Origin of the sequence: Streptomyces sp. NPDC059679 (genome assembly GCF_042734105.1) — a bacterium.
GTDB lineage: Bacteria > Actinomycetota > Actinomycetes > Streptomycetales > Streptomycetaceae > Streptomyces.
Map to the genome: position 1 here is coordinate 29,087 of NZ_JBHWES010000030.1, position 23,508 is coordinate 52,594.

The 23,508-nt window shown below is 73.3% G+C and carries 20 protein-coding genes and 2 pseudogenes; 14 read left to right on the plus strand and 8 right to left on the minus strand.

The window, feature by feature from the left end; all coding sequences use genetic code 11:
* Positions 1-460 precede the first annotated feature (460 nt).
* Positions 461-1,111, minus strand: a complete 651-nt coding sequence (locus ACFV2X_RS28840; protein WP_358642913.1) for a response regulator transcription factor — start codon at positions 1,109-1,111, stop codon at positions 461-463.
* 1 nt (position 1,112) lies between these two features.
* Positions 1,113-2,378, minus strand: coding sequence for a sensor histidine kinase (locus ACFV2X_RS28845; protein ID WP_385621800.1), 1,266 nt, complete (start codon positions 2,376-2,378; stop codon positions 1,113-1,115).
* A gap of 291 nt (positions 2,379-2,669) precedes the next feature.
* Here ACFV2X_RS28845 and ACFV2X_RS28850 point away from each other — a divergent pair, with 291 nt between their 5' ends.
* The 12 genes and pseudogenes from ACFV2X_RS28850 (at position 2,670) to ACFV2X_RS28905 (ending at position 13,287) form a co-directional block, all read left to right on the plus strand.
* Positions 2,670-3,581: an ABC transporter ATP-binding protein gene (locus ACFV2X_RS28850; RefSeq protein ID WP_385621803.1), complete on the plus strand. Its 912-nt coding sequence runs from the start codon at positions 2,670-2,672 to the stop codon at positions 3,579-3,581.
* Positions 3,578-4,369, plus strand: a complete 792-nt coding sequence (locus ACFV2X_RS28855) for an ABC transporter permease (protein WP_385621806.1) — start codon at positions 3,578-3,580, stop codon at positions 4,367-4,369. The genes ACFV2X_RS28850 and ACFV2X_RS28855 overlap by 4 nt, the downstream gene beginning before the upstream one ends.
* 54 nt (positions 4,370-4,423) lie before the next feature.
* A complete protein-coding gene (locus ACFV2X_RS28860; RefSeq protein WP_385621808.1) occupies positions 4,424-4,999 on the plus strand; it encodes a GNAT family N-acetyltransferase in 576 nt (191 codons plus the stop codon).
* A 47-nt stretch (positions 5,000-5,046) separates the two neighbouring features.
* Positions 5,047-6,543 (plus strand): ABC transporter substrate-binding protein, encoded by a 1,497-nt coding sequence (locus ACFV2X_RS28865; protein WP_385621810.1) that lies wholly within the window; start codon positions 5,047-5,049, stop codon positions 6,541-6,543.
* A gap of 50 nt (positions 6,544-6,593) precedes the next feature.
* Positions 6,594-8,396 (plus strand): ABC transporter permease subunit, encoded by a 1,803-nt coding sequence (locus tag ACFV2X_RS28870; protein WP_385621812.1) that lies wholly within the window; start codon positions 6,594-6,596, stop codon positions 8,394-8,396.
* Positions 8,393-9,672 (plus strand): annotated as a pseudogene (locus ACFV2X_RS28875) (MDR family MFS transporter). Before ACFV2X_RS28870 ends, ACFV2X_RS28875 begins: the two are co-directional and overlap by 4 nt.
* Positions 9,673-9,795: 123 nt before the next feature.
* Positions 9,796-9,876: a putative leader peptide gene (locus ACFV2X_RS28880; protein WP_353594285.1), complete on the plus strand. Its 81-nt coding sequence runs from the start codon at positions 9,796-9,798 to the stop codon at positions 9,874-9,876.
* Positions 9,877-10,093: 217 nt separating this feature from the next.
* A complete protein-coding gene (ssuE, locus tag ACFV2X_RS28885; RefSeq protein ID WP_385621815.1) occupies positions 10,094-10,648 on the plus strand; it encodes an NADPH-dependent FMN reductase in 555 nt (184 codons plus the stop codon).
* Positions 10,649-10,717: 69 nt separating this feature from the next.
* Complete coding sequence (locus ACFV2X_RS28890) at positions 10,718-11,842, plus strand: LLM class flavin-dependent oxidoreductase (protein ID WP_385621817.1); 1,125 nt, start codon at positions 10,718-10,720, stop codon at positions 11,840-11,842.
* A gap of 154 nt (positions 11,843-11,996) precedes the next feature.
* Complete coding sequence (locus tag ACFV2X_RS28895) at positions 11,997-12,203, plus strand: hypothetical protein (protein WP_385621818.1); 207 nt, start codon at positions 11,997-11,999, stop codon at positions 12,201-12,203.
* 90 nt (positions 12,204-12,293) lie between these two features.
* Complete coding sequence (locus ACFV2X_RS28900) at positions 12,294-12,767, plus strand: DUF1348 family protein (RefSeq protein WP_385621821.1); 474 nt, start codon at positions 12,294-12,296, stop codon at positions 12,765-12,767.
* A gap of 127 nt (positions 12,768-12,894) precedes the next feature.
* Complete coding sequence (locus tag ACFV2X_RS28905; RefSeq protein WP_385621823.1) at positions 12,895-13,287, plus strand: VOC family protein; 393 nt, start codon at positions 12,895-12,897, stop codon at positions 13,285-13,287.
* A 63-nt stretch (positions 13,288-13,350) separates the two neighbouring features.
* On the opposite strand, the gene ACFV2X_RS28910 is transcribed toward ACFV2X_RS28905, so the two are convergent.
* From ACFV2X_RS28910 to ACFV2X_RS28930, 5 genes are read right to left on the minus strand one after another with little or no spacing between them, the layout of a single operon-like run.
* Positions 13,351-14,109 carry a DUF6182 family protein gene (locus ACFV2X_RS28910; protein ID WP_385621825.1) on the minus strand — a complete coding sequence of 253 codons (759 nt, stop codon included), beginning with the start codon at positions 14,107-14,109 and terminating at the stop codon, positions 13,351-13,353.
* Positions 14,106-15,344, minus strand: coding sequence for a hypothetical protein (locus ACFV2X_RS28915; RefSeq protein ID WP_385621827.1), 1,239 nt, complete (start codon positions 15,342-15,344; stop codon positions 14,106-14,108). Before ACFV2X_RS28915 ends, ACFV2X_RS28910 begins: the two co-directional genes overlap by 4 nt.
* Entirely contained in the window at positions 15,341-16,201 is an 861-nt protein-coding gene (locus tag ACFV2X_RS28920) for an SAM-dependent methyltransferase (protein ID WP_385621829.1), read from the minus strand. The genes ACFV2X_RS28915 and ACFV2X_RS28920 overlap by 4 nt, the downstream gene beginning before the upstream one ends.
* The gene (locus ACFV2X_RS28925; RefSeq protein WP_385621831.1) at positions 16,198-17,955 is read right to left on the minus strand and encodes a GH3 auxin-responsive promoter family protein; all 1,758 of its coding nucleotides are present in this window, start codon (positions 17,953-17,955) and stop codon (positions 16,198-16,200) included. The genes ACFV2X_RS28920 and ACFV2X_RS28925 overlap by 4 nt, the downstream gene beginning before the upstream one ends.
* Positions 17,942-18,586 (minus strand): hypothetical protein, encoded by a 645-nt coding sequence (locus ACFV2X_RS28930; RefSeq protein ID WP_385621833.1) that lies wholly within the window; start codon positions 18,584-18,586, stop codon positions 17,942-17,944. Before ACFV2X_RS28930 ends, ACFV2X_RS28925 begins: the two co-directional genes overlap by 14 nt.
* A gap of 609 nt (positions 18,587-19,195) precedes the next feature.
* Between ACFV2X_RS28930 and ACFV2X_RS28935 the strand changes: the two are divergent.
* Positions 19,196-21,121: pseudogene (locus tag ACFV2X_RS28935) on the plus strand (BTAD domain-containing putative transcriptional regulator); the annotation flags it as partial.
* A gap of 29 nt (positions 21,122-21,150) precedes the next feature.
* On the opposite strand, the gene ACFV2X_RS28940 reads toward ACFV2X_RS28935, so the two are convergent.
* On the minus strand, positions 21,151-21,978 hold the full coding sequence (locus ACFV2X_RS28940) for a methyltransferase domain-containing protein (RefSeq protein WP_385621836.1): 828 nt from the start codon (positions 21,976-21,978) through the stop codon (positions 21,151-21,153).
* 28 nt (positions 21,979-22,006) lie between these two features.
* Here ACFV2X_RS28940 and ACFV2X_RS28945 point away from each other — a divergent pair, with 28 nt between their 5' ends.
* A complete protein-coding gene (locus ACFV2X_RS28945) occupies positions 22,007-23,491 on the plus strand; it encodes a PLP-dependent aminotransferase family protein (RefSeq protein ID WP_385621839.1) in 1,485 nt (494 codons plus the stop codon).
* Positions 23,492-23,508: the final 17 nt, after the last annotated feature.

Below are 23,508 nucleotides of genomic sequence, written 5' to 3' on the forward strand. Positions count from 1 at the left end.
GGAGTGGTATGGCGGTCGGAGAAGAGCCGCGCGTATACGAGATCCGCGTGTACGGCTGCGCGGACAGCGGGGAGGCCATCGCGCTGCAGGGTCCGATCGCCCACCTGCTGTGTCCGGAGGAATGGCACGACGGGCCGTGCGACGTCCCCTGGGGCTTCACCCTCGACAGTGACCGGCGGGCCGACGGCGACGAGGCCACGGTGCTGGTGCTCGGCGTCTACACCTCCGGCGCGCGGGCGGCGGAGGTGGCCGACCAGGTGCGCGCCGCCATCGGCGAGAGGGGTCCGGTCGAGCTGGGGGAGGGCGACCCCGAGCAGTTCGAGACGCTGGTGGCGCAGTACCGGATCGAGAGCGGGGCCCGTGGGGTCTGAGCGGGTCCTGCGGGGTCTGCGCGCGGCCCGCCGGGTCTGAGCAGGTCCCGCGGGCTCTGAGCGCCTCCGGCCCGGGCCAGTCGGCCGGGTCAGCCGGTCGGGCCCGCGTCGCGCACCAGCAGGGCGGCCTGGACCCGGTTCGAGCAGCCCAACTTGGCCAGCACCCGGCTCACATACGTCTTGATGGTCTTCTCGCTCATATGCAACTCCCGGCCGATCTCGGCGTTGGACATCCCCTCGGCCACCAGGCGCAGCACCTGCGACTCGCGCTCGGTGAGCGCCGTCAGCCGCTCTGCGGCCTCCCGGCGGCGCCGGGCCGCGACCGGGGTGATCAGGTCCAGCACCGGGCGGGTCACCGCCGGGGACAGATAGGCCTCGCCGCCGTGCGCCGCGCGCACCGCGCGGATCAACTCGTCGGGCGTGCAGTTCTTCAGCACGAACCCCGCCGCGCCGCTCTGCAGCGCCTGGAGCACATTCGGCTCGGCCCCGAACGCCGTCAGCACCACCGTGCGCAGCGCGGGCGCCTGCCGCCGCAACTCCTCCAGCGCGCTCAGCCCGTCCAGCAGCGGCATGTTGATGTCGAGCAGGGCCACATCCACGCGGTGCGCGACCGCCTCGGCCACGGCCGCCCGGCCGTGCTCCGCCACCGCGACCACCTCGATATCGGGAGCCGACTCCAGTACCGTGCGGATACCGGCCCTGATCAGCGGCTCGTCGTCGGCCACCAGCACCCTGATCACCTCAGCCCACCCCCAGCAGCATGCCGACCGGCAGCACCACGAACATCACGGCGGCGGTGGCGAATCCGAGCGCGACGGTGCGCAGGCCCCCGACCCCGGCGACACCCTCATCGCCGTCAAGGTCGCGGTCCGAGACGGGTTTGGTGTCGGAGGCCGTGTCCGGGGCAGTTGGCACCATCGCCACCAGCCGGAAACCGCCGTCCGACAGCCGGTGATCCACGAACCCGCCGACCTGTCGCATCCGTTCGTCAAGACCCCGCAGCCCGTGTCCACCGCCCGCCGCCTCTGCGAGCTCCACCTTCCCGCCCGCGACCGGGTTGACCACGGTGATCAGCAGCGCATCCGGCTCCCAGGTGACGGACGCCGTCACCGGGCGGCCCGGGGCGTGCTTGGCCGCGTTGGTCAGCCCCTCCTCGACCACCCGGTACACCGCCTCCCCGGCCGCCGGAGGCAGCGGGCGGGGCTTCCCGCCGCCGCGCCGCAGTGTCACCGGCACCCCGGCCGCCCGGAACTCCGCCACCACCTCGTCGATGGCCTCGGCCCCGGGCGCCCGGGCGGCCGTCTCGTCCGTCCCCCGTAGCGCCCCGACCAGCTCGTGCAGCTCATCCATGGCGCCGCGCGCCGTCCCGGCCAACTGCCGGACGGCGTCCCGCTGCGCCGATGGCAGCTCCGCCACCTCCAGAGCCGCGGCCTGCACCGACACCAGGCTGAGCCGGTGGCCGAGGGAGTCGTGCATGTCCCGGGCGATCCGCAGCCGTATCCGCAGCCGCTCCCGCTCGGCCAGCAGCTCCCGCTCCCGGCGCAGCCGCCGGTTGCGCCGGCCCAGCTCGGCCACCAGCCGCCGATGCTGCGCCAGATACCGGCCCACGAGCAGCGGCAGCGCCACGAACACCACAAAGATCGAGACCAGTTGCGGTACAGCGGGCGCGTCCGCCGGCCGGGCCAGGAGCCGTACCGCGAGCCAGCCGAGCACGGCACCCGCCACCTGGGCCGTGTCCCGCCCCATCGGCGCGCGGGATCCGGCCCCGTAGGCGGCCCACAGCAGCAGCACGTACGAGCCTCCGGTCAGCGCCGCCAGCAGCAGGGCCGCTGTGAAGGCTGCCGCCGGGGCCCGCTCGCCCAGCACCACCACACCGGCCACGGCCAGCGCGTACGCCACGGCGGCCCAGGGGAGCGGACCGCCGTGGCGCGCGGCCACGAACAGCGCGGTGTCCGCCACGACCACGGCGGCGGCCGGAAAACTTCGGCCCAGGGGCAGCAGGCTCATGGCAGCAGGCTAAGGCCCAGGGCCTGTCGTCAAAGGGGGCGCCCTGCTCCCGACGCCTGGCACGGCACCTCGCCGCGTTGTCGCACCGCCCGAGTACGCCCAGTACGAGGGCGACGCTCCGCCTTGCGATGCGCCCCCAGCTACCGCTGGGAGGTGCCCCCGGCCAGACGCCGCTCGCGGCCGGACGCCCCCTTTGACGACAGGCCCTGACAGGAGTGTCGACTTTGGTCCCGACGACGGGCGACTTTCGCCCACAGCGCGGCACCTGGCCCGGTTCCTAGCGTGAGCGGTGTGATCGAAGTGCGCGACCTCAGCAAGAAGTACGGGACCACCACCGCGGTCGACCGGCTGTCCTTCACCGTGCGGCCCGGCCAGGTGACCGGGTTCCTCGGGCCGAACGGGGCGGGAAAGTCCACCACGATGCGGATGATGCTGGACCTCGACCGCCCCACCACGGGCCATGTCCTCATCGACGGCGACCGCTATCGGCGCCTGCCTGATCCGCTGCGCCGGGTCGGGGCGCTGCTGGAGGCCAGGGCGGTGCACGGCGGCCGCAGCGTGTACGACACCCTGCGGTGGCCGGCCCGCAGCAATCGGATCCCCGAGGCGCGGGTGCGCGAGGTGCTGGAACTGGTCGGGCTGGCGGGCGTGGCCCACCAGCGGGCCAAGGGCCTCTCACTCGGCATGGCCCAGCGGCTCGGCATCGCCGCCGCGCTGCTCGGCGATCCGCCGGTGCTGCTGTTCGACGAGCCGGTCAACGGCCTTGACCCCGAGGGGATCCTGTGGATCCGCAACCTCATGAAGGACCTGGCCGCGGAGGGCCGGACGGTGTTCGTCTCCAGCCATCTGATGAGCGAGATGGCGCTCACCGCGGAACACCTCATCGTCATCGGGCGCGGCAGGCTGCTCGCGGACACCACCGTAGCTGCGTTCATCGAGGCCAACTCCCGCTCCTGCGTGCTGATCCGCACGCCCGACCCGGATCGGATGCGCGCCGCGCTGGCGGGCATGGGCGTCCGGGTGGAGCGGGCGGCCGATGGGGCGCTGGAGGCGTACGGGACGCGGGCCGCGGCGGTCGGCGAGCTGGCGGCCGCCCAGGGCCTGACGGTGCACGAGGTGAGCACGCGGCAGGCCTCGCTGGAAGAGGCGTTCATGCGGCTCACGGGCGAGGCCGCCGAACACCGGGCGGGAGGTGCGCGATGAGGGACGCGGCCCGTATGCGGGCGGCCTTCGCCGCCGAGTGGATCAAGATCCGTACCGTCCGCTCGACGCTGTGGACCCTGCTGCTGTCCCTCGTCGTCAGCGTCGGCCTCGGCATCCTCGTCGGCCACTCCATGAGCGCGAGCTTCGCCGGCATGGACCGGGAACGGCAGGAGAACTTCGACCCCGTCGAGGCGGGCTTCCTCGGCCTGACCGTCGGCCAGATCGCCCTCGTCGTGTTCGGTGTGCTGCAGATCGGCGCCGAGTACACCAGCGGCACCATCCGCGGCTCGCTTCTCGCGGTGCCGCGCCGGGGGCTGTTCTACGGGGCCAAGGTGTCGGCCACGATGCTGACCGCGCTGGTGTTCTCGCTGTTCACCGTCTACATCACCTTCTTCGCGGCGCAGTGGGCGCTCGGCCCGCAGGGCGTGTCCCTCGGCGACCCCGGCGTACTGCGCGCGACCTTCGGCGCCTGGGCGTATCTGACGCTGATGTGCGCGTTCTCGATCGGGGTGGCAACGATGCTGCGCAGTACGGCGCTCACGCTCGGAATCATGATCCCGCTGCTCTTCCTCAACTCGCAGGGCCTCGGCAATGTGCCGAAGATCCGGACGGTCGCGCAGTTCCTGCCCGACCAGGCCGGGGCGGTGATGATGCGGGTGGTCACGGTGGACGAGTCGTTCATCACGCACCGGGGCTTCGGCCCGGGGACGGCGCTGGTGATCCTGCTGGCCTGGACGGCGGCGGCGCTCGTCGGGGGCCTCATGGCGCTGCGCCGCCGCGACCCCTGATGCACCACGACTGTTGATGCATAAGATATGCAAGTGCATAGCTACCGCATCAGGATGGCCACGCCCGAAGACCTCGACGGTGCCCGGAGCGTGATGCTCGACACCGTGTACCGGGACTTCGGTACGGGATACGTGCCGCGCTGGCACGGCGACATCGTCGATCCGGAGGGCGCCTACCTCCGGTCCGCGCGGCACACCCTGCTCGTCGCCGTCGACGAGCGCGACGGGCAGGTCGTCGCCACGGGCGCGCTCGACGCGCGGGGGCCCGCGCATCCGCCCAACCCCCGTGCCCTCGCCGAGCGTTACCCCTCCGGGCGGACCGCGCAGCTCCGCCGGGTGTACGTACGGCCCGAACACCGGCGGCGTGGGCTCGCCCGGCGGCTGGTGGGCCGGTTGCTGGACTTCGCGGCGGCGGACGGCGGCTATGGCGCGGTCTATTTGCACACCGACCCCGCCGTGCCCGGCGCCGAGTCCTTCTGGCGGTCCCTGGGGAAGGTGGTGTGCGACGAGCGGACGGCGCCCGGCGGCGGGCAGAGCGTCGTGCACTTCGAGGTGCCCATGCGGGTGGTTCCTCGCGGCGGCACTAATGGAAATGATAATCATGTAGCCTGTGCGGCGTTCCGCTCGTAAAGCCCGCTCGCACATCCCGCTCGTTGAACTCGTGGAGAACGAGGACCATGCGCCACGCCCGCCGCCGTCAGCTGGTCTCCGCCCTGCTGCTCGCCCCGCTGCTCTCCGGCTGCTTCGCCGCCGACGACAACTCCTCCCGGTCCGGCTCCGGAGCCGACACCCGGCTGCGCGTCGCGCTCGCCTTCCCGCCCGCCGAGAACTTCTCGCCGTACGGCAGTGACGCCACCCTGCTCAGCCGGCTCGGTGTCACCGAGGGGCTGACCCGGCTGGACGGCAACGGTGCCGCGTCCCCCGCGCTCGCCGAGTCATGGCGTCAGGAGAACGAGCACACCTGGCTGTTCACCCTGCGCGAGGCCCGGTTCCAGGACGGGACCGACCTCACCCCGGCCGCGGCCGCCACCGCCCTCACTCACGCCGCCCAGGCCGATCCGGCCCCCGCCGCGCTCTCCGGGGTGAAGCTCGCCGCCGAACCCGCCGGGAAGCGGCAGGTCCGCGTCACCACCGCCGACCCCGACCCCGCGCTGCCGCTGCGGCTCTCCAGCCCGAGCCTGGCCGTGCTGTCCGCCAAGGCGTATCGGGAAGGGGGCACCGTCGATCCGGCGTCCACCGCCACCGGGCCATTCGCGCTCACCAAGGCCGGCGGCGGCAACCGGGCCGCCCTGAACCGCTTCGACGACTACTGGGGCGGCCGGGCCCGGGCCTCCGGTGTCGACGCGCGGTTCATCGCCGACGGCACGGCCCGCACCAACGCGCTGCGCACCGGCGAGGTGGACATCGCCGAAGCGGTGCCGGTCGCCCAGACCTCCTCCCTCGACAAGGACATCGCCCGCGAACTGGCCACCACCCGCACCACCAGCCTGCTGCTGAACACCCGCTCCGGCCCCTTCAAGGACCCCGAGGTGCGGGCCGCCGCCCGGGCGGCGGTCGACACCTCGGTCCTCGCCGAGGACGTGTACGAGGGCCACGCCGACCGCGGCCAGGGCGTGTTCGGACCCGCCCTGACCTGGGCGGCCGGCAAGCGCGTGGCGCCGGAGGGGCGGGCACGGGCCGAGCGCGTCCACGGCACCGCCATCACCCTCGCCACCTACGACAACCGGCCCGAGTTGCCCGAGGTGGCCCAGGTGCTGCAACAGCAGCTGAAGAAGGCCGGGTTCACGGTCGAGGTGGAGGTGCGTGAGTCCTCGCGGATCGAGGGCGACGCGCTCGCCGGCAAGTTCGACGCGTTCGTCGGCGCGCGCAACACCATGCTCGACACCGGCGACCCGGTCTCCGTCCTCGCCAGCGACTTCACCTGCGACGGCAGCTACAACCTGGCACTGCTGTGCGACAAGCGCGTCGACCGGGCCGTCGCCGAGGCCGAGTCCGCCGCCGAACCCGCGAAGCGCCAGGCCGCGACGATGGCCGCGGAGGCCGAGGTCCTGCGCACGGACGCGACCGTCCCGCTCGTACACCAGCGGATCGTCCACGGCGTCCGCACCTCGGTCCACGGCGTGCTCCTCGACCCGTACGAGCGCACCCTCATCGGCCCCGGGACCCGGCGCTGAGCGCCATACGCCGCGGCGCCCCGGCGGCGGGAGCACTGTGGCGCGTCACCGTGGCCGCGGCCCTGCTGTGCGGCATCGGCCTGCTGCCGTGGCTCTCCCGCACCGACCCCGCGCGCACCGTGCTGGAGGCGCGCTCGGCCGAACGCGACCCCGCCCCCGAGGTGCTGGCCGCCGTACGAGATGAACTCGGCCTCGACGCCGGGCCCCTGCACCTGCTCGGCCAGTGGCTCGGCGGGCTGCCGCGCGGCGACGCCGGCCACTCCTGGATCTCGGGCGAGGCCGTACTGCCCGCCGTCACCACGGCCCTCGGCGCCTCGCTGCTGCTCATGGCCGCGGCCCTGGCCGTGGCCATGGTCACCGCCGCCGCGGTGTGCGCCCGCACCCTGAGGCTCGGTCCTGTCCGGGCGACGCCGGCGGGTCGGCCCGTGGTGTCCGGCGGCGTGGCGGCGATGCTCGCCGCGCTGCCCGAGTTCCTGACCGCCTCCGTCCTGGCCACCGTGGTCGGGGTGCAACTCGGGTGGCTGCCCGCGCTCGGCTGGTACGGGCCGCGCTGGCTCGTCCTGCCCGCGCTGGCCATCGGCCTGCCCACCGGAGCGCTGCTCGGCCGGATGCTCGACGACGCGCTGCCCGGCGCCTTCGCCGAGCCCTGGGCGCGGGCCGCCGCCGCCCGGGGCATCCCGGGCCGACGCATCGCCCGGCACGCCCTGCGCCGGTGCGTCCCCGGACTGCTGCCCAACTTCGGGCTCTTCGTGGTCGGCCTCACCGGCGGCGCGGTCGCCGTGGAGCAGATCTTCGACATCCCCGGGCTCGGCCGGCTCACCCTGGAAGCCGCCGTCGCCCAGGACCTGCCCGTGCTCCAGGCCGGCACGCTCGCCCTGGTGGCGCTAGCCGCCGCCGTGGGCGGCCTGGTGCGGCTCGCGGGCCGCGCCCTCCTCGGACCCGCGCTGCGCGACGGCGCGCTGGTCACCCTGCACCGGGCCGCCGCCCCGGAGCCCCGTGCGCTCCCCCTGTTCCACGGCGCGCTGCTGCTCGGCGTCATCGCCCTCGGCCTGACCCGCGACCCGCTGGCCCTGGACACCGCCGCCCGGCTGCAACCCCCTTCCTGGGCACACCCGTTCGGCACCGACGCCCTGGGCCGCGACCTCCTGGCCCGGATCGGCCACGGCGCGCTCACCACCCTCGCCCTCGCGCTCGCGGTCAGCGCGGCCGCGCTGCTCGCCGGAGTGGCGCTCGGGCTGGTGCCACGGGTGTCCCAGGCCCTCGTCGACACCGTCAACGCCGTACCGGCCGTACTCGCCGGACTCCTCGTCACCGGCGTCACCGGCGGCGGCCCCGCCACGCCCGCGCTCGCCGTGGCCGCGGTCGCCTGGGCCCCGCTGGCCGCGCACACCTCCGCCCTGCTGCGGCAGGAGCTCGCCACCACCCACCTCGCCGCCACCCGCGCGCTCGGCGCCGGACGGCTGCATGTGCTGCGGCGCGCCCTGCTGCCCGCCGTACTGCCACCGGTGACCCGGCACGCGCTGCTGCGACTGCCCTCGGTGGCGCTCGCCCTCGCCTCCCTCGGCTTCCTCGGTCTCGGCGCCCAGCCGCCGTCCCCCGAATGGGGTCTGCTGCTGGCCGAGAACCACCCGTACGCCGAACGCGCCCCCTGGGCGGTGCTGGCCCCCGCCGCGATGCTCGCCGTCCTCGGAGCGCTGGCGGTCACCGCGGCCGGCGGGGTGCGGTGGCCGTGGTTGTGGCCGGGCCGCGCCCGGCGCGCCGATCGGGCGCCTTCCGCGCTGCGGGAGCAGGCCCTGCCTTCCGTGGTGGGGGAGCAGGCACAGCCCACCGCCGTGCGGGAGCAGGCCCCATGACCAGCACCCGGACGCTCGCCGGTACGGCCCGCCCCTGGCGGCGCGCCGGGCTGCCGGCGCTGTCGCCCCTGCTGCGGCTGCTGATCTGGACCCAGCTCGCCTTCAACATCGGCTTCTACGCCGTCCTGCCCTTCCTCGCCGAACACCTCGGCACCGCCATCGGCATGGCCGGCTGGCTGGTCGGCCTGGTGCTCGGCCTGCGCACCTTCAGCCAGCAGGGGCTGTTCGTGGTGGGCGGCGCCCTGGCCGACCGCTACGGCATCCGGCCGGTGGTGCTGGCGGGCTGCGCACTGCGGATCGTGGGTTTCGCGTGGCTGGGCTGGGCGGAGCGCACCTGGGCGGTGATCGGCGCGGTGTTGCTGATCGGCTTCGCGGCCGCGCTGTTCTCGCCCGCCGTCGAGCCCGAGGTGGCCCGCCAGGCGGCGGTCCGGGAGAAGGCGGGCGGTGGACCCCGCACCCGCGTCCTGGCGCTGTTCTCCGTCGCCGGGCAGGCCGGGGCGTTCATCGGACCACTGCTGGGAGCACTCCTGCCGACCGTGGACTTCCGCGCCGTCTGGCTCGCCGGGGCGGCGGTCTTCGTCCTCGTCCTGGCCGGACATCTGCGGCTGCTGCCCCAGCACATCCCCGGCCGGGTGGCTGCCGCCCCGGGCTCGGACCGCACCCGGACCCGGGGCGGGGTACGGGCGCTGCTGCGCAACCGGCGATTCTCGCGCTGTGCCTGGCGTACGGCGTCAACTTGCTGGCGTACAACCAGCTCTACCTCGCCCTGCCCCTGGAAGTGGAGCGCGCGGTGGGCTCGCAGGCCCCGCTGGCCTGGCTGTTCGCGCTCTCCTCGGCGCTGGTCGTGACCGCCCAACTGCCCATCACCCACTGGGCCGCCGCCCGGCTGGACCTGCGCCGCTCCATGGCGGCCGGGCTGCTTCTGCTCTCCGCGGGCTTCGCCGCCGTGGCCGCCGCCCGCCCCGCCGACCGGACGGGCGCCGCAGGGCTGCACCCGTCGGCGGCCCTCGTCGTACTGCTCACCCTCGGCCAGATGCTGCTCGCCCCGGCCGCCCGAGCCTGGGTGCCCGACCTTGCCGACGAGGGCAGGCTCGGCCTCTACACCGGCGCGCTGTCGTCCGTCTCCGGCCTGGTCGTCCTGACCGGCAGCGCGGCGACCGGCTCGCTGCTCGACGCGGGCCTGCCGCCCGCGGTTCCCTGGCTGGTGCTCACGGCGCTTCCGGTGGCGGCGGTCGCCCTGCTGCCGCGCCACCGGGACGCCGGGCCCACCCGCTGAACGGCCCACCCGCTGAACAGTCCGCCTGGCGAACGTCGGGAGCCGCGTCGGCCATGTCCGGGATGTGGAAACCCGCTTGGCCCTCCTTGACCGGGTGTACGCGCCACTGATTTGATCGAGGGCATGAAGCGACAGGACCTCACGCGACGACGCCACGTCGATCTCGCGCGTGTCTCCAGCGCGTCCTGTCCCTGTCGGGCCTGAGCGAGCCCGCTCCCACCCTCTCCGCATCCTCCTCGCGCCGCCTTTGACCCACCCCGGCCGCGCGTGTTCCGGCTGTGCGTTCTTCCACGCCGCGATATCACCGGCGTGAACGCGGCGCCGCGCCCGTACGCCTTGATGCCTCGTCAATTCGCTCCCGCGCCCTGTCCGGCCGACCGGCCGGACCACCGCATCGCATCACCTCCCCGAAGGGTCCGCCATGGCCACCGTCCTGTCCGTCTCCGGAAGCCCCTCCGCCACCTCCCGCACCGCCCGGCTGCTGCGCCACCTGGACGCGCGGCTGGAGCGCCATGGACACGAGGTGATACCCCTGGACGTCCGTACGCTCCCGGCCACCGCCCTGCTCGGGGCCGACTTCGCGCATCCGGCCATCGTCCGGGCCACCGCCCTGTTCGCGCGCGCGGATGGCGTCGTCATCGGTACGCCCATCTACAAGGCCGCCTACTCCGGCCTGCTCAAATCCCTGCTCGACCTGCTCCCGCAGTACGCCCTCGAAGGCAAGACCGTACTCCCGCTGGCCACCGGCGGCACCACCGCACACGTCCTGGCCATCGACTACGCGCTGCGCCCGGTGCTCAACTCCATGGGCGCCGGACACATCGTCCAGGGCTGGTTCACCCTCGACAAGGACCTCCAGACCGGGCCGGACGGCGCCCTCACCGTCACCCCGGGCTCCGCCGAAGCCCTCGCCCAGGTCGTCGACCGGTTCTCCCTCGCACTCGGCGGCACCCCGCTGCTCGCCGCCGCCGGCTGACACGCCCGAACGGCTCCGGCGCCCTCGTTGTCTGTGCCGGCCGCACACCACCTTGAACGGAGTTCCCACGTGAGTCTCGCCTTCCACTGGTTCCTGCCCACCAACGGCGACAGCCGCCATGTCGTCGGCGGCGGCCACGGCTCCCCGGCCACCGCGACCGGCGGTGACCGGCCACCGACCGTCAACTACCTCTCCCAGATCGCCCGTGCCGCCGAGGACCTGGGGTTCGTGGGGGCGCTCACGCCGACCGGCGCCTGGTGCGAGGACGCGTGGCTGACCACGGCCATGGTCAGCCAGCGCACCGAGCGGCTGAAGTTCCTGGTCGCCTTCCGGCCCGGCTTCCTGTCGCCCACCTTCGCCGCGCAGATGGCCTCCACCTATCAGCGGCAGACCGGCGGACGGCTCATGCTCAACGTCGTCACGGGTGGCGAGAGCCGGGAGCAGCGCGCGTACGGCGACTTCCTCGACAAGGACGCCCGGTACGCGCGCACCGGTGAATTCCTCGGCATCGTCCGGGACCTGTGGGACGGCAAGACCGTGGATCTGGCAGGTGAGCATCTGCGGGTGGAGGACGCCAGGCTGGCCCGGCTTCCCGACCCCGTCCCGCAGGTGTACTTCGGCGGCTCCTCACCCGCGGCTGGAGTGGTGGCGGCCCGGCACGCGGACGTCTACCTCACCTGGGGTGAGCCGCCCGGCGCGGTGGCGGAGAAGATCGCCTGGGTGCGGAGGCTGGCGGCGAAGGAGGGGCGGAGCCTGCGTTTCGGCATCCGGTTGCATGTCATCACCCGGGACACCGCGGAGCAGGCATGGGCCGAGGCGCGACGGCTGCTGGACGGCTTCGACGAGGCGACCGTACGCGCGGTGCAGGAGGGCCTGGGCCACAGCGAGTCCGAGGGGCAGCGGCGGATGCTCGCCCTGCACGGCGGGGGCCGTGACGGCCTGGAGATCCACCCCAACCTGTGGGCCGGTATCGGGCTGGTGCGCGGCGGGGCGGGAACCGCGCTGGTGGGCAGCCACGCCGAGGTCGCCGACCGGATCGCCGAGTATCACGCGCTGGGCATCGACGAGTTCATCCTGTCCGGATACCCACACCTGGAAGAGGCGTACTGGTTCGGCGAGGGTGTGTTGCCGATCCTGCGTGAGCGGGGTCTGTGGAACCACCCCTTCCGTGGCGAGGGGCGGATCGCGGCGTAGATCCACTTCGCGGTGTCCGGGAGATCGTGAAAGCCCTGGCGCGCAGGTAACTGTCCCCCAACTGCCGCAGGACGAGCGGCAATCAATGGGGGACTGACGTGGGAACATCGGGGGATACGGCGCTGCGCGCACCTCTGGCCGAGGTGAGCCGCCCGTGGCCGCCACCGCGGTCCGGGGTGGCGGCCGGCTCGGGCGGGGCGCGGCGGCCCTGGCGGGCAACTATCGGGCCCGGGCCGAGGAGTACGCGCGGATGTCCAGCCCCCGCCCGACGTACGACGACTGGACCTTCCTGTGCGTGGTGGCCGGTGACCTTTCGCGCGCGCTGGCCGCCACCGCGATCAGGAGCGCTTCCGGGGCCTGACCCACCCTGCCACGCTTGCATGAGAACCATCGTTCTCGTAGAGTCCTCGGTAGAGGCGAGAACGATGGTTCTCTCCCGTGAGGAGCTGATATGTCCCAGGAATCGCGTCCCCCATTTCCTCCCTTCACCAGGGAATCCGCCAGCGAGAAGGTCCGCGCCGCCGAGGACGGCTGGAACACCCGCGACCCCGAGAAGGTCGCCCTCGCCTACTCGGTGGACTCCCGCTGGAGGAATCGCGCGGAGTTCGTCAACGGCCGCGACGAGATCGTCGCCTTCCTTGCCCGCAAGTGGCGCAGGGAGCTGGACTACCGGCTGATCAAGGAGTTGTGGGCGTTCGACGGCAACCGAATCGCCGTGCGCTTCGCCTACGAGTGCCACGACGACTCGGGCAACTGGTACCGGTCGTACGGCAACGAAAACTGGGAGTTCGACGAGAACGGGCTGATGACGCACCGCTACGCCTGCATCAACGACCTGCCGATCAAGGAGTCGGAGCGGGTGTTCCACTGGCCGCTGGGGCGCCGCCCGGACGACCACCCGGGGCTGAGCGACCTCGGTCTGTGAGGGCTTTGGCGTGCACTCGACGTGCTGGGTGGCCACCGACTAGGCTCGGGGGTGCGGCATCGCGTGTCGGTCACCGGCTGGGTGAGACATGGAGGTGTCGGGACATGCCTTGTGGAGGCATTCCAATATGTCAGTCGAGTTGAATCACACCATCGTGCACTCCCGGGACAAGCGGGAGTCCGCCGAGTTCCTGGCGAACATCCTGGATCTTGAGGTCGGTGCCGAATGGGGCCCCTTCATCCCCGTGGGCACCAGTAACGGCGTCACCCTGGACTTCGCCACGATCCCGGCCGAGTCCATCACCACGCAGCACTACGCCTTCCTCATCTCCGATGAGGAGTTCGACGCGGCCTTCGGGCGGATCAAGCAGGCGGGGATCACCTACTACGCCGATCCGCACGGAAAGCAGCCGGGCGAGATCAACCATCACCACGGCGGGCGCGGCCTGTACTTCCACGATCCGGCCGGCCACGGCATGGAGATCATCACCCGTCCCTACGACAACCCCGAACAGGGCTGATCGTCGGCATCGTGAGTGACGCCACCGGCAGGGGCGACGCCCCGGCCGGTGCCGTAAACGGGTTCACCGCGCCGTACCCACGGTCTCCGCGGTCTCCTCGGTCAGGCAGGCATACGCCCGCAGCCGGTCCGGGTGTTCCCGCTCCGCCCCGACCCGCAGCGCCGCGTACGGCCCGGACAGCCCGGCAAGGCGCGGCATCTGACGGATGACCAGGGTGTCCCCGGGGGCGATCAGACCGTCCAGGACCGCCTCGACGAGCAGATGGTTGAGGTGCACCAGGCAGTCGGCGACAGTGATTCCGGCCGTGGCCACGTACAGCTCGCGCCGCACCGGCGGCCGGTGGCGGGGGCCGATGGCCTCCGGGATCCGGACCGGTGTGTCGGGGCGGGGTGGCAGGCCACGGGAGCCGTCGAAGAGCTTGAGCAGTCTGCGCAGCCCGGCGGAGGCGCCCGCCGCGGCCGGTCCCGTCCATGCGGCCGAGCCGTCCTCGGCGATGTGGTCGAACCGGACCCGGTCGCCGAGGTTGTCCGGGTTGCCGGCCAGGAAGATCGTACGGGAGAACGAGCCCCGCCACGCCGCCAGCCGCTCCGGCGCCAGGCCGATGGCGAACTCGCAGGTGGCGCGCGCCCATTCGGCCAGCTCGAAGCGGCGTACGACGGACACGGCGAGCAGCCCGTCGGTCTCCGCGGACTCCTGGATCCGGGCGTGCACCTCCGACAGGGCGGTGGCGGTGGACAGGTCCACCTCCTCGGCCAGATCGGGGCGGGCGACCCGGATGCGCCGCACGGCCTCGGCCCGCAGCAGGTCCTGGGAGAGCTTCACAGGAACACCGCCGGCAGCAACTCGTGGACCGGGGCCGGGCGGTGTTTGGCCAGCAGCCCGGAGGTCAGGCGGTACGGGTCGACGTACGTGTGGTCGCCGCGTTGCCGCTCGAGGAAGCCGGTCAGCCCGGCGTCGGCCACCGCGTCGGCCGGGGCCTCGTACGACGCCAGCATCCGCTCGGCGCGCACCACGCACTGGCGCAGCAGGTCCGGGCGGAACGACTGCCGGTTGCCAGGCCCGAGCGTGGCGATGAAGTACAGCCGCATGCCGAGCCGCAGCGCCGGTCCGTCGTGGTCGGCGCCCAGTGCCTCGAGCAGCGCGCCCGCCGAGTGGCCGCGCCAGTCGCCGTGGCGCGCGGACCGGATCCGGCCGTCGATCGGCACCCGCCCCACCGGCACCCGCCGCACCACCGGGCCGAGCTCCGACAGCACGCGCTGCAGCAGCTGGTAGTCGGGCTCCAGCTCGCGGTCGTAGAGCAGCACCACCTCGTCGTAGCCGGGGACGAGCGGGACCAGCTCGCGCAGCGCGCACGCCAGGTAGTTGGGCCGCCCCTGCGCCGTGGCGATCTGCCGCAGCGGCAGCCCGTACCGGGTGGCGTCCAGATAGACCGGCCCGCCGTACTCGCGCATGTCCAGGCACAGCCCCAGCGGCACCAGGCGGTCGAGCACCTCGTCGAGGGTCATCCCGGGCGGCTGGTGTCCGGTGAGGCCGGGGTCGTGCATCCCCAGCCGCGCGTACTGCGCCGACCACAGCTCCAGGACCCGGGCGCTGGACGGATGCACCCAGCCGTGGTGCTCGATCGCGTCGAGGTACGGCCGCAGCGCGGCCACCGGGGCCTGACGGCCGTCGGCGCGGTAGCCGACGTACAGCTCGCCGATCTCCTCCTCGGACAGCTGGGAGTAGTCGGTGTCACCGAGCGTGTGGTCCAGATACTCCCAGAAGCCGAGGGTCTGGTCGGTGGGGTGGTACGTGGTGGGGCTGTAGCGGTAGGTGACATCGGCCAGCCGCGCGGTGGCGCGGTACATCACATCGACCCAGAAGAGCCCCTTGAGGTGGCTGGGGGTCAGCGGTTTGCCGGGGGTGACGGTGACCGGTGCGAGCAGCACCCGGGGCCGGCCGTGGCGGGTCGCGGCCGGGGCGTCGGCGCCACCGGGCAGTGGCGCCGGGGCGTACGATCGCCCGGGGTCGCCGCAGTCGCCGCGGAGCAGCGGTATCGGTTCCACGGTCCCCGTCATGCGGTGCGGCTTCCGTGGACCAGGAACACCCTCTCGGCGCCCTCGGCCGTGCGCGGTGGCACGGGGTCCCGCCACCGGCCGTAGTGGGCCGACGGCTCCCCGGGCTGCACCGCCTCGACGGCGAAGCCGTGCCGCCCGAACAGCGCCTCGGGCCGGTCCGTGCCGAACACCCACGGACAGCCCCAGTCGGCGAACACCTTCAGCAGGCCACGCATGTTCGGCGCGGTCAGCGCCACGTCGTTGACCACGTCCGCGCCGATGCGGCTGCCGGGCGCGGTCACCGCGGCGACCCGCCGCAGCAACCCCTCGACCTCGGCCTCCGCGAAGTAGTACAGCAGCCCTTCAAAGAGCCAGGTCGAGGGCAGACCGGGGTCGTAGCCCGCCTCCAGCAGAGCCTCCTCCCAGCCGGGGGCGAGCAGATCGGCGGGGACCGGGCGGCGGTCGGCGCCGGGCGTCTCGGCGGCGAGCAGCTTCTCCTTGACCTCCAGGACGGACGGCCGGTCGATCTCGAAGAAGCGGAGGTGGTCCGGCCACTCCAGCCGGTAGGCGCGCGAGTCCATGCCCGCCGGGGCCAGCACGATCTGGGTCATCGACGGGTCGGCGGCCGCGCTTTGCAGCCAGTCGTCGAAGAACCGGGTGCGGATGGGGTTGAAGTCGAAGGTGCTCGGCACCGTGCGCGGGACCTCGCCGTCCGGGAAGGTCGCCGATCGGATCTCGGCCAGCAGCTCGGGGCCCGCGTCGCCGACGAGCGTTTGCGCGTACGGGTCGTGGTAGAGCCGGTCGTCCCTGCGGCTCTCCCCGGCCCGGAGCGCGGCGGTGAGCAGACAGGTGCGCTCGATGGCGTCGAGTTGCGTCATGATCGATCTCCTTGCCGGGCGGCCGCGCCGGTGAGCTGCCGCCAGTTCTCCGGGTCCTGTCGGAAAAGCCGGTCCTTGACCTGGGTGGGGCGCACCCCGCGGCCGACCGATTCCTGCCACTCCTCCAGGAAGGCGTCGCGGTCGAGCCGGATCAGCTCGGCGGGGCCGAGCCGGCCGGCGTCGCGGGCCGCGCGGTAGTCGGCCGACTCCCGGGTGAGCTCGGTGTCGAGAGCCGCGGTGAGCCGCCGTGTCTCGTCGGTGCTCCACGCCGACTCACCGGCCAGGGCGAACACATAGCGGGGCGGCCGGCCGTCGGGGGTCTCCACATGGCATGCGGCGTTGCGCACGGCGAGGCCGGCGCCGCCCAGCGCGGACTGCAGGGCCCGGACGACCTGTGCGTCGCGCAGCCGCTCCCCGGCCACGTCGGAGCGGTTCTTGCGGCCCGCGTACGACACCCGCGGCACACCGTCCACCGTGTCCACCACGCGGACCACATCGCCGCCCGCGTAGCGGTACAGGCCGCCGACATGGCTGTAGATCGCGTGGTACTCCCGGCCCGGCTCCAGCTCGTGCGGTGCGAGCGTTTCCACATCGGGGCCCAGGTCGCGGTCGGCGTCCACGAACTCGTACACGGAGGCCGTGACGACCAGGCTGCCCGCCGTCGGGTGCCGGTCAAGCGCCACGCCGACCGGGCCCTCGGAGGCCGCCACGGGCGCCGGCAGGGCCGTCACCGAGGGGCCGAACTCCTCGCGGAGCCGGGGCAGATAGAGCGAGGCGAGGCCGGTGGTCCAGCAGAACAGCAGCCGCATGTTCGGCCAGATGTGAGCGGGCCGTACGGTGCCGAAGTACGCGGCCAGCCGCTCCAGTTCGGCGGCGCGCTCCGGGTTGGGGGAGCGGAACGGATGGCCGCCGAGCGTGCCGTCGCGGACGTCCTTGACGATCCGCGGCCACCACAGCCTCAGCTGGTACGGCACCGCGGCGACCATCGCCGGATTGATCCCGATGACACAGCGGACATCGCTTTCGACGGCCATGCGCAGCCGCAGATACATCTTCTCCACGTGGTCGTCCGGCGCCACCGGCACCGGCAGGGTGGCCCAGGGGGCCGCGGTGCCGGGCTCGGCCGACAGATGCTCGCCGAACATCTTCCCGAAGTCCACCTGGCTGGCGCCGACATGGGGGCGTCCGGAAGCGGTGGTGGCGGGCGCGACGACGGGGTCGTGCTTGAGGTTGAGCACCGCGTCCGGCCGGGTGAGGACGTCCGGGAAGTGTTCGGCCATCGGGGCCCAGGCGGCGTAGTAGAAGGGGAAGAAGGTGGTGTGCATGAAGCGCGGGGTGACCGGGATCTTCTTATGCGCTCCGGTGCTGCCGCTGCTGGTGAAGAACACCGCGGGCTGGTCGGCGGTCAGGACGTTGGGCTCGCCCTCGGCCATGCGCTCGATCCACGGCGAGAGCGCCGTGTAGTCCTGGACCGGAACCGCCTTGCGGAGGTCGTCCAGGGTGCGCAGCCGGTCGAAGCCGTGGGCCTTGCCGTAGGCCGTTCCCGCGTTGAACGTCAGCAGGTCGGTGAGGACTCCGCGCTGCCGCGCCGCCGGGTCCGAGAACGCCCGCCGCAGCCGTTTCCGCTCCTCGAACACGCGGGCCCGGTAGCTGTCGAGCCGGCCCTCGGTGGCCGGGGGCTCGGTGCTCCGGGGCTCGGTGTTCTGTGCCCCGGTGTTCGGGGCCTCCGCGGCCTGGGGCTCAGCGGTCTTCATCTGACAACACCTTTCGTATGGCCTGAGCGGTCTGGGCGATATCGCCCTGCGCCCGGATCACCGTGACCGGCAGATGGCTGATCTCGTCGAGCATCAGGCGCCGCAGTTTGGTCTGGTAGGCCGCGAAACCCTTGGGGTCGGGGCGGTCGCCGTAGTACTCCAGCCGGTTGGTGGCCGCGCCGTTGCCGGAGCGGCGCCAGGCCGTGGCGGTGGACACGTCCAGGAACACCACGCGCCGCGGCTGCGGAAAGGAACGCCACCACGTGAACATCGGGTTGTCCCGCAGCCCGGCGAGCCGGCACTTGGCCAGGATCTTGTAGTAGTACGAGTCGACGAGCGTGGGTGACGACGGGTCGCTCGCCTCGATGCGGTCGCGCAGATGCACCACGGCCGTCTGGAGCAGACTGGCCGTGAATTCCGGCGAGTAGTCCGTCCCCAGGGACGGCAGCACATCCACCGCCACATCCCTGCGCAACCGGCCGATCAGCGCGTGGGCGGGCTGAAGAAAACGTTCGTCCGTGGAGATGAGCCGCCAGGCCGGGGACGAGCTGGCGAACTCGGACATCACCGAGGACTTTCCGGCGTAGTCCGGCCCCAGGAGGACGGAGAAGCCGGGATGGGTCGTCCGCACGATCGGCACTCCTTACGTAGTTCCGGTGCTCGCCACCGCGGTCCGGGCCGCGGTGGCGGCCCGCCGATCGGCTGCCGGGGGTGCCGTCCCGGCTGGGTGGGGAAAGTCAACATCGCCGGGATAGGCATTCGATCAGGAGAAATTGGGATGCGAGCGGGTGTTCGGAAGTCGCGGGCCGGAAAGTGGAGCGGCGGCCACCAGATCGGCGTTGACGTCGAATAACACGCCGCACGCGCGGGCCCGCTGGGCGAAAGTTGATGTCCATATCCTGGTCCGCCTCTCGGCGGGGGCGGGCGGAAGGCCGGAGGACCGGACTTTTCTCCGGACTTTTCTTGCCACGCAGAACACTGCGGCCCGTAGGCCCCGGCGACTAGAGTGATCGACGAGCGTCGGGGGACAAGGCTCGGAGGCGAAGGAATGCGGGGGACGGCCTTTTCGCGCGCGTGCGCGGAGCGGCAGTGGGAACGGCCGGCGGTCTTTCTCATGGTCTACGCGACGGCGGCCGCGCGGCTGGGGGAGCCGGCGGAGGTGACCGCGCGCCAGTTCCACCGGTGGCGGCAGCCCGGGCCGCCCTGCCCTCAGCCCTCCGCGCAGCGTGTCCTGGAGGAGATGTTCGGCACCCCGCTGCACCACCTCGGCTTCGACCTGCCCGAACACCGCCGACGGGACACGGCGGCACCCCCGGTGGCCGTGGCCGAGCCGTCCCCGGCCGCCCTGCGGTTCGCGGTCCTGGGGCCGCTGCGGGTGCGGCGCGGCGACGAGACACTGGCCGCGGGGCGGCCACAGGAGCGCGCCCTGCTGGGCGCGCTGCTGATGCGCCGCGGCCACACGGCCACCGCCCAGGAGCTGATGGACGCGGTGTGGGGCGGCAAGCCGCCGCGCCGCGCGCTCGCGACCCTGCGGACGTACGCCTTCCAACTGCGCAAGACCCTCGGCCCCCGCGCCCTCGTCTCCGACTCCGGCGGATACGCGCTGCACATGCCGCCCGAGGCACTGGACCTGGTGGTGTGCGAGGGCTACGAGGCGCAGGCCAGGATCGCGCGGGCCGCGGGCGAACTGACGCGTGCCCGGACACTGCTCCGCAAGGCCCTGGACCTGTGGGACGGCGAACCGCTCGGCGGTGTCCCCGGACCCTACGCCCAGGCGCAGCGCGCCCGCCTGACGGAGTGGCGGCTCACCCTGTTACAGACCCGCCTGGAACTCGACCTGGAACTGGGCCACCACACCGCGGCCATCGCGGAGCTCACCGCGCTGTCCGTCGAATACCCGCTGCGGGAGCGGCTGCGCGCGCTCCAGATGCTCGCGCTGTACCGCGGCGGCCGACAGGCCGAAGCGCTGCGGGTGTACACCGACACCCGCCATTTGCTCGCCGAAGAGCTCGGCGTCGACCCCGGCCCCGAGCTGACCGAGCTCTACCAGAACGTCCTGTGCGCCTCCCCGGCCCTCGCCCGGCCCACGGCCTCGCGACGGCGCCCGCCCGCCAAGGACACCGTCCCGTACGCCGCACCGTGCCCCGCACCGCTCCCCGCGCAGCTCCCTGCCGAATCAGCCGACTTCACCGGACGGGCCACTTTCGTACACCGGCTGGCCGAGCAACTGCCACGCGCCCAGAGCGCTGTGATGCCCGTCCTCGCCGTCCGCGGGCTCGGCGGAGTGGGCAAGACCGCGCTTGCGTTACGCGTCGCCCATACGGTCCGCGGCCACTTCCCCGACGGACAGCTCTACGCCGATCTGCTGGGCCACGGCCCCGGCCCCGCCCGGCCCGGAGCCGTCCTCGCCGCATTTCTGCGCGCCTTGGGCATCCCCGCCGCCGCCGTCCCCGAAGGAACACCCGAACGGGCCGCGCTCTACCGGTCCACCCTCGCCGGCCGCCGGGTGCTGGTCCTGCTCGACAACGCCCACGACGGACCCCAGATCCGCCCCCTGCTCCCCGGCACCCCCGGCTGCGCCGCCCTGGTCACCAGCCGCGCCCGGCTGGCCGACCTCGACGGCGCCCGCCCGCTGGACCTCGACGTCATGACCCCGGAGGAAGCCCTCACCCTGTTCACCCGCGCCATCGGCGAGGAGCGCGCCGGGGCCGAACCCGTGGCCTGCCGCGAGACCGTCGCCGCCTGCGGCTTCCTCCCGCTGGCCATCCGTATCGCCGCGGCCCGCCTGTCCGCCCGCCCCGCCTGGACCGTCGCCGCCCTGGCCGCCCGGCTGGCCGACGAGCGCGGCCGGTTGGACGAGCTGCGGATCGGCGACCTCACCGTCGCCTCCTGCTTTGCCTCGGCGTACCGCCGGCTCCGCCCCGATCAGGCACGCGCCTTCCGGCTGCTGGCGCTCGCGGACGGCCCCGACCTGTCCCTGCCCGTGGCCGCCGCGCTGCTCGGCCGCGACCGGCATGATCCGGACGTCGAACCCCTGCTGGATTCCCTCGTCGACAGCGGCCTCCTGGAGTCACCCGCCCCTGGCCACTACCGCTACCACGCCCTGATCCGGCTCTACGCCCGCCGCCGCGCCGATGCCGATGCCGAGGCCGAAGCCGACACCGAGGCCGATGCCGCCGTAAGGGACGGGGGAGATCAGCTCCTCACGGCCACCCCCTTGAAGAACGTGTAGTGAAACGTCCCGCCGTCGTCCGCCGTCCGGCGCAGATCGGCGATGCCCCGGTCCCAGTCGCTCCGGGTGATCAGGCCCGCGGCCAGCGCGTCGTCGCGGACGGACTCGACCATGGCGATGAAGGTGTTGCGGGTGAAGCCGTCCACCAGGGCCGGGCGGGTCCGGTCGGCGTAGACGGTCCGCGGGCGGACGACCACGTCCTCGTACCCGGCCTCGGCCAGCAGCGGCTGCAACCGCCGGCCGATCAGGGCGTCGCCGCCCGCCGCCGACTGGAGCTGGATCTGGCGGTCGATCGCCGCGTGGGCGTAGGGGCTGGAGGGATGGAAGAACGCCGAACCGTGGTCCCCCTCGATCACGGTGATCGTGCCCCCGGGCCGCAGCACCCGCCGCAGCCCGGCCAACGCCCGCCCCGGGGCCCGCAGATGCTCCAGCACGAAGCACACGAAGACATGGTCGAACGACGCGTCCGCGAACGGCAGGCCGAACACATCGGCGTGGCACCACTCCACCCGGGCGTCCGGTGCGTGCGCCGCCACGCTGGCGCGGGCGCGGTCGAGGGAGGCGGCGGAGACGTCCGCCGCCACGATGTGGGCTCCGGGGCTGGACGCGACCAGATGGACGGTCTGGGCGCCCACCCCGCAGCCCACTTCCAGCACCCTGCTGCCGGCCGGGTAGGCCGTGTCCGCGTGCAGCAGTGCGGCGAGCGTGTCCGCCTGGTCGCCGAGGCGGCGGGCCTCGTGGCGCGAGTAGCCGTGTACGTAGCCGGGCGCCGTGTCCGTGTCCGTGTGCATGCCTTTACGGTGTCGCCATAATGGCCCGGTGAACAGGTCCAATGAGGGGCCCGCTGACCGGTCCATAATCTCCGGCTCCGACTTCCTTCAGCTGAACACCGAGGAGGCCCCGCCGGGCGGCCTCGCCGACTGGCTGGCCCGGAGGCTGCGGGCCGCGATCGCGGACGGACGTCTGCCGGTCGGCAGCAGGCTGCCGGCCACCCGTGTGCTGGCCGGGGAGTTGCGGGTGTCCCGTGGCGTTGTCACCGAGGCCTACCGGCGGCTGACCGAGGACGGGCATGTCGCCGGGCGCGGGCGGGGCGGCACGGTCGTGGTCGCCGCCCCGGTGGCGGCGGCGCCGACGCCGGACACCCGTGAACCAGCGGGTGGCCGCCCGCCTGCCGACGCGCTGTTCGCCACCCCGCCCGGCGCGGACATCTTCGACGCGCTGCGCACGGCACCGGCCCGGATCGACCTGTCGCCGGGCCTGCCCGACCTGGCCTCGTTTCCGCGTACCGCGTGGCTGCGCGCCGAACGCTCCGTACTCACCGGCCTCTCGGCCGCCGACTTCGGATACGGGGATCCCCGCGGGACGCCCGCGCTGCGGCTGGCCGTCGCCAACTGGCTGGCCCGCAACCGCGGGATCAGGGCGGACCCGGACGACGTCCTCGTCGTGGCCGGTACCGCCCAGGCGCTCGGGCTCATCGGGCAGGTGTTCCGGGCCGACGGGATCCACCAGGTGGCCGTGGAGGATCCCGGCTCGCTGGGGGCCCGGCAGCATCTTCGCCACTGCGCGCTGGACACCCCGCCGGTCCCGGTCGACTCCGAGGGCGTACGCGTCGACGCGCTGCGCGCCACCGGCGCCCCGGCCGTCCTGCTCACCCCGGCACACCAGTTTCCGACCGGGGTGGTGCTCGGCGGCGAGCAGCGGCGCGAGCTGATGCGGTGGGCCGGCGAGGGCGGGCTGATCGTCGAGGACGACTACGACGCCGAACACCGCTACGACCGGCCACCCGCCCCCGCCCTGCGGTCGATGCTCGCCGAACACGTCTGCTACGCCGGAAGCGTGTCCAAGCTGCTCGCCCCAGCCCTGAGGGTGGGCTGGGTGCTCGCGCCGCCCAAGTACCGGGACGCGCTGGTGGCCGCCAAGCGGTTCGCCGACCTCGGCAACGCCGCGCTGCCCCAGCTGGTGCTGGCCCATCTGATGGAGTCGGGCGAGCTGGAACGGCATCTGCGCCAGCTGCGCCGCCGCCACCGTCGCCGCCGGGACGCGATGATCGGCGCCATCCGCACCCGGCTGCCGGGCGCGGTGGTGCACGGCGCCGCGGCCGGCCTGCATCTGATGGTCACCTTCGACGGCGACTTCTCCGACACCGACCTCGCCGCCGCCGCGCTCGCACACGGCGTGAAGACCCAGCCCCTGTCGTGGCACAGCATCCGTCCCGGCCGCCCGGGGCTCGTCCTGGGCTACGCCGCGAGCACGCCGACCGCCATCGCGGAGGGCATCGCGCTCATCGGCGAGGCGCTGCGCTGATCAGGACTGCACTAGTT

Coding starts and splice junctions, on each gene's coding strand:
- ACFV2X_RS28865 (WP_385621810.1), top strand. CDS start 5,047: ATGCGCCACGCCCGCCGCCGTCAGCTGGTCTCCGCCCTGCTGCTCGCC.
- ACFV2X_RS28920 (WP_385621829.1), bottom strand. CDS start 16,201: ATGACGCAACTCGACGCCATCGAGCGCACCTGTCTGCTCACCGCCGCG.
- ACFV2X_RS28880 (WP_353594285.1), top strand. CDS start 9,796: ATGAAGCGACAGGACCTCACGCGACGACGCCACGTCGATCTCGCGCGT.
- ACFV2X_RS28855 (WP_385621806.1), top strand. CDS start 3,578: ATGAGGGACGCGGCCCGTATGCGGGCGGCCTTCGCCGCCGAGTGGATC.
- ACFV2X_RS28860 (WP_385621808.1), top strand. CDS start 4,424: ATGGCCACGCCCGAAGACCTCGACGGTGCCCGGAGCGTGATGCTCGAC.
- ACFV2X_RS28925 (WP_385621831.1), bottom strand. CDS start 17,955: ATGAAGACCGCTGAGCCCCAGGCCGCGGAGGCCCCGAACACCGGGGCA.
- ssuE (WP_385621815.1), top strand. CDS start 10,094: ATGGCCACCGTCCTGTCCGTCTCCGGAAGCCCCTCCGCCACCTCCCGC.
- ACFV2X_RS28940 (WP_385621836.1), bottom strand. CDS start 21,978: ATGCACACGGACACGGACACGGCGCCCGGCTACGTACACGGCTACTCG.
- ACFV2X_RS28915 (WP_385621827.1), bottom strand. CDS start 15,344: ATGACGGGGACCGTGGAACCGATACCGCTGCTCCGCGGCGACTGCGGC.
- ACFV2X_RS28900 (WP_385621821.1), top strand. CDS start 12,294: ATGTCCCAGGAATCGCGTCCCCCATTTCCTCCCTTCACCAGGGAATCC.
- ACFV2X_RS28905 (WP_385621823.1), top strand. CDS start 12,895: ATGTCAGTCGAGTTGAATCACACCATCGTGCACTCCCGGGACAAGCGG.
- ACFV2X_RS28845 (WP_385621800.1), bottom strand. CDS start 2,378: ATGAGCCTGCTGCCCCTGGGCCGAAGTTTTCCGGCCGCCGCCGTGGTC.